General features: G+C 74.5%; 7 protein-coding genes. 1 reads left to right on the top strand and 6 read right to left on the bottom strand.

The features are described 5' to 3' along the window. Positions 1–616: hypothetical protein (locus L1885_RS19035; RefSeq protein ID WP_235798357.1), on the bottom strand; the 616-nt coding region annotated here is incomplete at its 3' end. Positions 617–990: 374 nt separating this feature from the next. On the opposite strand from L1885_RS19035, the gene L1885_RS19040 reads away from it, so the two are divergent. Then, positions 991–3,150, top strand: a complete 2,160-nt coding sequence (locus L1885_RS19040) for a RecQ family ATP-dependent DNA helicase (RefSeq protein WP_235798358.1) — start codon at positions 991–993, stop codon at positions 3,148–3,150. A gap of 79 nt (positions 3,151–3,229) precedes the next feature. On the opposite strand, the gene L1885_RS19045 is transcribed toward L1885_RS19040, so the two are convergent. The 5 genes from L1885_RS19045 to L1885_RS19065 all read right to left on the bottom strand — a co-directional run. Then, on the bottom strand, positions 3,230–4,117 hold the full coding sequence (locus L1885_RS19045; protein ID WP_235798359.1) for a SigB/SigF/SigG family RNA polymerase sigma factor: 888 nt from the start codon (positions 4,115–4,117) through the stop codon (positions 3,230–3,232). Positions 4,118–4,340: 223 nt separating this feature from the next. Next, the gene (locus L1885_RS19050; protein WP_235798360.1) at positions 4,341–4,511 is read right to left on the bottom strand and encodes a hydrophobic protein; all 171 of its coding nucleotides are present in this window, start codon (positions 4,509–4,511) and stop codon (positions 4,341–4,343) included. A 108-nt stretch (positions 4,512–4,619) separates the two neighbouring features. Then, positions 4,620–6,233: a fused response regulator/phosphatase gene (locus L1885_RS19055; protein WP_235798361.1), complete on the bottom strand. Its 1,614-nt coding sequence runs from the start codon at positions 6,231–6,233 to the stop codon at positions 4,620–4,622. After that, positions 6,230–7,708: a sensor histidine kinase gene (locus L1885_RS19060; protein WP_235798362.1), complete on the bottom strand. Its 1,479-nt coding sequence runs from the start codon at positions 7,706–7,708 to the stop codon at positions 6,230–6,232. The genes L1885_RS19055 and L1885_RS19060 overlap by 4 nt, the downstream gene beginning before the upstream one ends. After that, positions 7,705–8,255, bottom strand: a 551-nt coding sequence (locus L1885_RS19065; RefSeq protein WP_235798363.1) for a SpoIIE family protein phosphatase, incomplete at its 5' end; no start/stop codon positions are given. The genes L1885_RS19065 and L1885_RS19060, both read right to left, overlap by 4 nt.

The following is an 8,255-nucleotide window of genomic DNA, read 5'->3' on the forward strand; positions in this document are numbered from 1 at the left end:
CGCTGCGGCGCAGCGCGGCCGCAGCCCCGCCGCCGGAACTGGTCGGCGCGCCGTTCTGCTCGGCCAGGGACGCGAGGTCGGCGGGGGCGGACCCCGCGTGCGGCCGGCGGCCGCCCCGGCCCTCTCCGAGGACGTGCCAGCCGACGTCCGTCAGCGTGATGTAGGCGCCGCACCGCAGGCCGTGCAGGGTGCAGGCGTCCCGCAGGCCCCACATCCACGCCCCGTCCTCATCCGTCCAGCGCTCGTCGCCCTCGCGGCAGTAGAGCAGGACCGCCGTGCGCACGGGCGTGCGGCGCCGCAGGTCGTGCGGGATGACGCGGCGCAGGTGGGCGAGGAGGGCGTTGCGGAACTCCCAGCCGTCCGCCCGGGTGGTACGGCGCGCGAACGAGGCGCTCGCGACGAGGCGTTCCTCGGGGTCGAGCACGGCGACGACCGCCGTACCCGGACGGGGAGCGTGCCTGCTGTGCAGACCTCCGACGACCTCGCGCGGGCTGCGCAGCAGCGGAATGCCCGCGGCCGACCACTCGGCGGGTTCCAGGATGCGGGCGAGATGGCTGGACCGTCCCCCGTCCGAGGCGATCGGAGCTGCCGGCGACGACGCGAATCCGAAGGTCACGATTTCTCCCTTCGCAAACGCGCCCGCACCGCGGGCATGGTCCAGTAGGAGGCCAGCGCGAAGGCCGCCCGGGGAAGCGGGCGGGAGGATGCGGAGGCAGTCCCAATTCTCGCCGCCCCGCCGTGATGCGGCAACGAGCAATTGGGCCGGGCGACCGGAATGCCCCGGTATGTGTGCCATATTCGCCGCCCCGGGTGATGCGCGGCGCCGCACGTCACGCCGGGGGCCCCGCGCGGACGGCCGGACCCCCGGGCCCCGCGGCGCGCCGTTCTTCCCGCCCGTACCGCGCGCCGGACGGCGGGGACGGGTGTGCCCGCGGGCGTCACACCGCGCGAAGTGGCCGACGGGCCGCCTCATCGGGTTGCATGGGGGGCATGGACGACCCAGAGCTGCGGACCGAAGCCGATGCCATCCTCGCCGAACTCGTCGGCGACCCCGGCGGCCGGGCACGGCTGCGGGAGGACCAGTGGCAGGCGGTGGACGCGCTGGTGCGGGAGCGCCGACGCGCCCTCGTGGTGCAGCGCACCGGCTGGGGCAAGTCGGCCGTGTACTTCGTCGCGACCGCGCTGCTGAGGCGCCGCGGCGCCGGGCCCACGGTGATCGTCTCGCCGCTCCTCGCGCTCATGCGCAACCAGGTGGAGGCCGCCGCGCGGGCCGGCATCCGGGCGCGCACCATCAACTCGGCCAACCCGGAGGAGTGGGACACGATCCACGAGGAGGTCGAGCGCGGCGAGACCGACGTCCTCCTCGTCAGCCCGGAGCGCCTCAACTCGGTCGACTTCCGCGACCACATGCTGCCCCGGCTCGCCGCCACCACCGGCTTGCTGGTCGTCGACGAGGCGCACTGCATCTCCGACTGGGGGCACGACTTCCGTCCCGACTACCGGCGGCTGCGGGCCATGCTCGCCGAGCTCGCCCCGGGCGTGCCGGTGCTGGCCACCACGGCGACGGCCAACGCGCGCGTCACCGCGGACGTGGCCGAGCAGCTGGGCACCGGCGCGGGGGAGGCCCTGGTGCTGCGCGGCCCGCTGGAGAGGGAGAGCCTGCGCCTCGGCGTGGTGCGGCTGCCGGACGCCGCGCACCGCCTCGGCTGGCTCGCCGAGCACCTGGACGACCTGACCGGCTCCGGCATCATCTACACGCTCACGGTGGCCGCCGCCGAGGAGGCCACCGCCTACCTGCGGCAGCGCGGCTTCGAGGTCGCCTCCTACACGGGCCGCACGGAGAACGCCGACCGCCTGCAGGCCGAGACCGACCTTCAGGAGAACCGGGTCAAGGCGCTGGTCGCGACGTCCGCCCTCGGGATGGGCTTCGACAAGCCCGACCTGGGGTTCGTGGTCCACCTCGGCTCGCCGTCGTCCCCGATCGCGTACTACCAGCAGGTGGGCCGCGCAGGCCGAGGCGTGGCGCACGCCGACGTGCTGCTGCTGCCCGGCAAGGAGGACGAGGCCATCTGGCGCTACTTCGCCGACACCGCCTTCCCGCCCGAGCCGCAGGTCCGCCAGACGCTCGCCGCCCTGGGCGAGGCGGGCAGGCCGCTGTCCGTGCCGGCGCTCGAGGCATCCGTGGACCTGCGGCGCAGCCGGCTGGAGACGATGCTGAAGGTCCTGGACGTCGACGGCGCGGTCAAGCGCGTCAAGGGCGGCTGGACGGCGACCGGTGCCGAGTGGGTCTACGACGCGGACCGCTACGCATGGGTGGCCCGCCAGCGCGCCGCGGAGCAGCAGGCCATGCGCGACTACGTCGGCACGTCCGCGTGCCGCATGGAGTTCCTGCGCCTGCAGCTGGACGACGAGGGCGCGGCACCGTGCGGCCGCTGCGACAACTGCGCGGGCGCCTGGGCGGACTCCTCCGTCTCGGCGCAGACGCTGCAGGGCGCCGCGAAGGAGCTGGACCGTCCGGGCGAGGACGTCGAGCCCCGGCGGATGTGGCCCACCGGCATGCCGGCGCTGGGCATCGACCTCAAGGGCCGCATCCCGGCCGGGGAGCAGTGCGCGCCGGGACGTGCCCTCGGGCGGCTCTCCGACATCGGCTGGGGCAACCGGCTGCGCCCGCTCCTCGCGCAGGACGCCGCCGACGGGCCCGTGCCCGACGACGTCCTGAAGGCGGCGGTGGCGGTCCTCGCCGACTGGGCGCGCTCGCCGGGCGGCTGGGCGGCCGGCGGCGAGGACGCACCGGCTCGGCCGGTGGGCGTCGTCGCGGTGCCGTCGCTGTCCCGGCCGCAGCTCGTCGGGACCCTCGCGCAGGGCATCGCGGCCGTGGGCCGGCTCCCGTATCTCGGGAGCCTGGCGTACACGGGCCCCGACGGCGCCCGCGCGGGACGGCGCAGCAACTCCGCCCAGCGTCTGAAGGCGCTGTCGGGCGCCTTCGAGGTGCCGGGCGAACTCGCCGCCGCGCTCGCCGCGTCGTCCGGCCCGGTGCTGCTGGTCGACGACCTCACGGACTCCGGGTGGACGCTGGCGGTGGCGGCCCGCCTGCTCCGCAGGTCGGGCGGCGGCCAGGTGCTGCCGCTGGTCCTGGCCGCGGCCGGATGATCGGCAGTCGGCGATTCACCAGCCACCGGTTTCAGCAGCCACCGGGTTCGGCGGTCGGCGGGTTCACCAGCCGCCGGGTTCAGCAGTCGGCGAGGAGTCCGGCGCGCAGGGTCCTGATGATGCGGGACAGCAGCCGGGAGACGTGCATCTGGGAGCAGCCGAGTGCCTCGCCGATCTGGGCCTGCGTCCATTCGCGGCCGAAGCGCATCTCCAGGATGCGGCGGTCGCGTTCGGGCAGCTCGGCGACGAGGGGCGCCAGCGACTGGAGGTTCTCGACCCGCTCCATGCCCGGATCGACGGCGCCGACGAACACGGACATGGTCTTGGCGTTGACGCTGCCGCCGCCCTGGTCGTAGGGCATGTCGAGGGAGTCGGTGTTGTAGCCGTTGGCCGCGATCAGGCCCTCCAGGACCTCCTCCTCGCCGCGGCCGAGGTGCTCGGCCAGTTCGGCGGGGGTGGGGTCGCGGTCCAGCCGGGCGCCGAGCCGGTCCCTGGCCTGGGCGAGTTCGACCCGGAGTTCCTGGAGGCGGCGCGGGACGTGCACGGCCCAGGTCGCGTCGCGGAAGTAGCGCTTGATCTCGCCCACTATGTAGGGGATCGCGAACGTCGCGAACTCGTTCTCGCGCGACAGGTCGAAGCGGTCGATCGCCTTGATCAGGCCGATCATGCCCACCTGGAGGACGTCCTCCATCTGGTCGCGGCCCTGGAAGCGGCGGGCGGCGAAGTGCACCAGGGACATGTTCAGTTCGATGAGCGTGTTGCGGGCGTACGCGTACTCCGCGCTGCCCTCCTCCACCACCCGGAGGCGGTCGAAGAACAGCTTCGACAGGCCCCGCGCGTCCCTCGGCGAGACCTCCTGAGGGTCCGGCACATGCGGGAGACCGTCCCCCTGCTCCCCGGCCGGGGCTGCCGGGTGCCGGACAGGAGCGGTCGGGTGCGGGGCGGGCGCGGGCGAGGCGGTGGCCATGGGGGGGTTCCCTTCGGGGCGGACACGATGAACGGCCGCCTGGGTACCCCTTTTCCGCAGCGCCAATCACGCCGGGGGGAACGGGCGTCGGGACGCTGTGCGCACCGGGCCGGGGCCGGCCCACGGCCGGCGCGGCCGGGCGCACACGGGGGCGGGCCGGCACCGGCGATGTGCCGGTGCCGGCCCGCCCCGCAGCCGTGTTCGCCGCCTCACCGGGCGGCGGTCACCACCGGTACCAGCGGCCCCGCTTTCCGCCCGACGCGGCGGGCCGCACGATGAAGCCGAGCAACCACACCACGAGGACCACCAGGGCGATCCACCAGAGCACCTTGAGGGCGAAGCCCGCACCGGCGAGGATCAGGACGAGAAGCAGAACAAGCAGCAGGGGAACCATAGTTATCAACCTCCGGCGAGCCGTGTGCCCCGGCTTGGGCCCACCACACCCCACACGGCCCACCCAATCAACATGTATTCCACACCGACCACTCGGCGCGGGCACCGCTCAGGACGGGCTCAACTCGACGGCGAGCAGCGCGATGTCGTCCTCCTTCTCCTCGCCGAAGCCGCGCAGGAGCGTGTCGCAGAGTTTCTCCAGGTCCCGGGGCCCCGACGCCGTGGCGGTGCGGAAGGCCGCGAGGCTGTCGTCGAGGTCCTGGCCCCGCACCTCCACCAGCCCGTCGGTGAACAGCAGGACGCGTGAGCCGGGTGCGACGGTGTGGACGGCCGGCGGCGGGTGCGGCAGTCCGAGGCCGAGGATCGGCCCGTGCTCCTCCAGGTAGGTGGCGGGGCCGTCCGGTGGGAGCAGCAGGGGCGGCATGTGGCCGCCGTTGGCGACCTGGACGCGCAGGCCGTCCCGGTCCACGAGCACGAGGCACAGTGTCACGGTGAGGCCGGGCCGGGAGTGTGCGAGGAGGCTGTCGAGGCGTTCGAGGACGCGGTGCGGCGGATGGCCCTCCAGGGCGTAGGCCCGCAGCGCGTGCCGTATCTCCCCCATGACGGTCGCCGCGACGAGCGAGTGCCCGGCGACGTCGCCGATCGCCAGCAGCAGCCCCTGAGGGGTCCGCAGTGCCTCGTAGAAGTCGCCCCCGATCTCCGCGTGGTCGGAGGCGGGCCGGTAGCGGACGGCGAGGTTGGTCCCCGGCAGGGCCGGGAGCCGGTCGGGCAGGAAGGTGCGCTGGAGCGCGAGCGCGAGAGTGTGTTCCTCGTTGTAGGTGCGCAGCGCCTCCAGGGCGAGTGCGCAGGCGCTGGCGAGCTGCTGCAGCAGTTCGCGGTCGTCGGTGCCGTCGACGGCGGCGGCCGGGACGGCGATGCAGACGGGTGGCCGGTTGCGTTTGGTGCGGGCCACCACCAGCGCCACGTCCGTCCCGAGGGGATCGAGGGGCAGCAGGGCGCGCCAGCGGGCCGCCGGCATGACACGCACCTCGGCACCCGTGCCGCTGCCGAGTGTGAACGACGCCAGCTGGGCGAGGAGTTCGGGGCCGGCGGGGGACGCGACGGGCGCAGTGCCGGGGGCCGCCGCGTGGCTGTGCACCGACTGGCCCTGCGGGCTGAGGAAGATGGCGGTGGCCGGGCAGGACATCAGGTCGGCTGCGCCGCCCGTCGCCGACGCCGCGAAGGAGTGGAATCCGACCGCCCGGTAGACGTCGAGGGTCGCCCGGTTGAGTGTGGTCAGGCGCAGGGCGAGTCTCTCCGCGCGGCGGCGTGCGCGCGCGTAGCGCAGGGCCGCGGTGATCGTCGCGAGGAACTCGCCGGGATCTATCGGCTGGTCGAGGTACGCGTCGGCGCCGCGGCGGAGGCCCTCGGTGTGGTCGTCGGCGCCGATCGCGACGGCGGACACGTGGATGACGGGCAGCGCCGCGGTCCGCGCGTCCGCCTTCACCCGCTCGCACACCTCGTATCCGGTCATGTCCGGGAGGTGCACGTCGATGACCGCCGCGTCGGGCAGCGGTGTGTCCGGCGAGGCGAGCAGCGCGAGTCCCTCCGCGCCGTCGCCGGCCCGTATCACGGTGTGGCCCACGCGCTTGAGCCAACTGGAGAGGATGTACAGGTTGGTCTCGTCGTCATCGATCACCAGGATGGTCCCGGGAGCGCTGTCGCGGGTCGCGATGTCGTTCACGTGTCCCTCTCGGGGTTCGGGCGCGCGGGGGCGCTCACTCCCTCGGCCGCCGTGCCCGCCGGCGCCGCGCCGGGCGGTCGCGCGCCGGCTCCGGGCTCCTGCCCCGGCCGGCACGGCAGCCGCACCTCGACGCGGGTGCCCGCACCGGGGGTACTGCTCAACGCGAGCGAGCCGCCCAGCAGTTCGGCGAGGGTGCGGGCATAGGGCAGGCCGAGGCCGGTGCCCCGGTGGCCGCGCTGGTGCGGCCCGCGGATCTGGTAGAACTCCTCGAACACCCGGCCCAGTTCGTCCTGCGGGATGCCCACACCGCTGTCGGTGACGGTGAAGGTCATCCACGACGGGGCCCGTTCGTCGTCCGTGGCGAACTCGAGGACCACCTCTCCCTTCGCGGTGAACTTCAGGGCGTTCGAGAGCAGGTTGCGCAGGATGCGGGTGAGCAGCACCTCGTCGGTGACCACCACGGGGAGAGCCGAGGGCGCGGGCGTGCGCAGGGCCACGTCGGTGGAGGGGCGGGTGCCGCCGAGGACCGCGGCCAGCTGGCCGACGAGGGTGCGCAGGTCGACCGGCGCGGACTCGATCTGCACCTGGCCCGATTCCGCCTTGGCGACGTCCAGCAAGTCGTTGACCAGCGCGAACAGGGTCTGACTCGACGCGTCGACGAGGGACAGCTGCGTGCGCTGGTCCTCGTTGAGCGGCCCGGTGCCGGGCGAGAGCAGCAGCCGGGTCAGGGCGACGATCGCGTTGACGGGGGTGCGCAGCTCGTGGCTGATGTTCGTCCAGAAGCGCGTCTTCGCCTCGCTGGTCTCGCGCAGGCGGCGCGAGGTCTCCTCCAGTTCGGCGTGGAGGGCGACGACCCCGCTGTTGGTCTCCTCCAGTTCCTGGGACAGCTCCGAATACAGCGCGAGGACGCCCTTGTTGGTCTCCTCGAGTTCCTCGTTGAGCCTGCGCAGCTCCTCGCGCTGGGCCCGGGTCTCCTCCAGGGTGGCGATCAGGTCGCGGGTCTGCGCCCGCAGGTCGTCGGCCGGTGTGACGGGCGTGTGGCGGCGCAGCGCCTTGTCCACCCGGGCGCGCACGGCCGGGTCGTCCGGTGCGGTACCCGGCGGCAGGGGGTGCTCGGCGACGATCAGGCGGTGCCCGCCGTCCCGCTCGACGCGGACGCGGTGCACGAGACGCGACGCGGGTTCGAGGTCGGGTCCCTCCCGCGTGCCGTCCGGCCACCGGAAGACGACGGCGAGGGAGGGCGCCGGCTCGGCGATCAGCGAGAAGGTCACCGACAGCCCGGCGCACCCGAGCCGGTCCCGGCCGAGTTCGCTGAGGGCGGTGGCGATGCGCACCTGGTCCTGCCGCTCCATGCCGAGGGCCACCGCCGCGCTCTGCCCGCTGCGGCGCAGGGCGAAGACGTCCTGCTCCGAGGCGAGGTCGAACGTGGCGAGGTCGAACGCGGCGAGCGGCACTCCGCGCCCGGGGGCGCTCACCAGGCCCCCTTGACGACGACCACCCCGGCGTCGTCCCGGCGTACCGCTGCCTCGCGCAGCAACTGCCCCGCGACCACGGCCGGCGAGTGGCGCAGGAGCCCCGGCAGGTCGTCCTGGCTCCAGCGTTCGCTCAGCCCGTCCGAGTGCATGACGAGGGCGCCGCCGGGCTCCAGCGGCGCCTCGAAGGTGCGCAGGCTGCGCATCTGCTGGCCGACGATGCCGGGGGCCGACAGCAGGCCCCTGCGCGAGCCGGGCCCGAGGACGAAGCCGCTCACGTTGCCGATGCCGCAGTACAGCAGGCGCCCCTCGGAGGGCTCCACCCGCGCCACGGCGACCGCGCCGCCGCGCGTGCCGCGCAGCGCCGTGTGGATGTCGCGCAGCAGCCCCTCGGGGTGGCGGGCGGCGCTCTCCCGGAACGCCTTGACCGCGGCCTCGCTCGCCAGGGCGGCGAGCGGCCCGTGCCCGAGCCCGTCGCACATCATGACCAGCACCGCCGGGTCCGGCGAGAGGGCCGGGGCGGGCGCCGGCGCGCCGGTCACGCGCGGCA

This window comes from Streptomyces fuscigenes (assembly GCF_021556455.1).
GTDB lineage: Bacteria > Actinomycetota > Actinomycetes > Streptomycetales > Streptomycetaceae > Streptomyces > Streptomyces fuscigenes.

What these genes read in the sequence shown, in the direction of transcription:
- L1885_RS19040 (WP_235798358.1), top strand. Translation starts at nt 991, where the DNA reads ATGGACGACCCAGAGCTGCGGACCGAAGCCGATGCCATCCTCGCCGAA.
- L1885_RS19045 (WP_235798359.1), bottom strand. Translation starts at nt 4,117, where the DNA reads ATGGCCACCGCCTCGCCCGCGCCCGCCCCGCACCCGACCGCTCCTGTC.
- L1885_RS19050 (WP_235798360.1), bottom strand. Translation starts at nt 4,511, where the DNA reads ATGGTTCCCCTGCTGCTTGTTCTGCTTCTCGTCCTGATCCTCGCCGGT.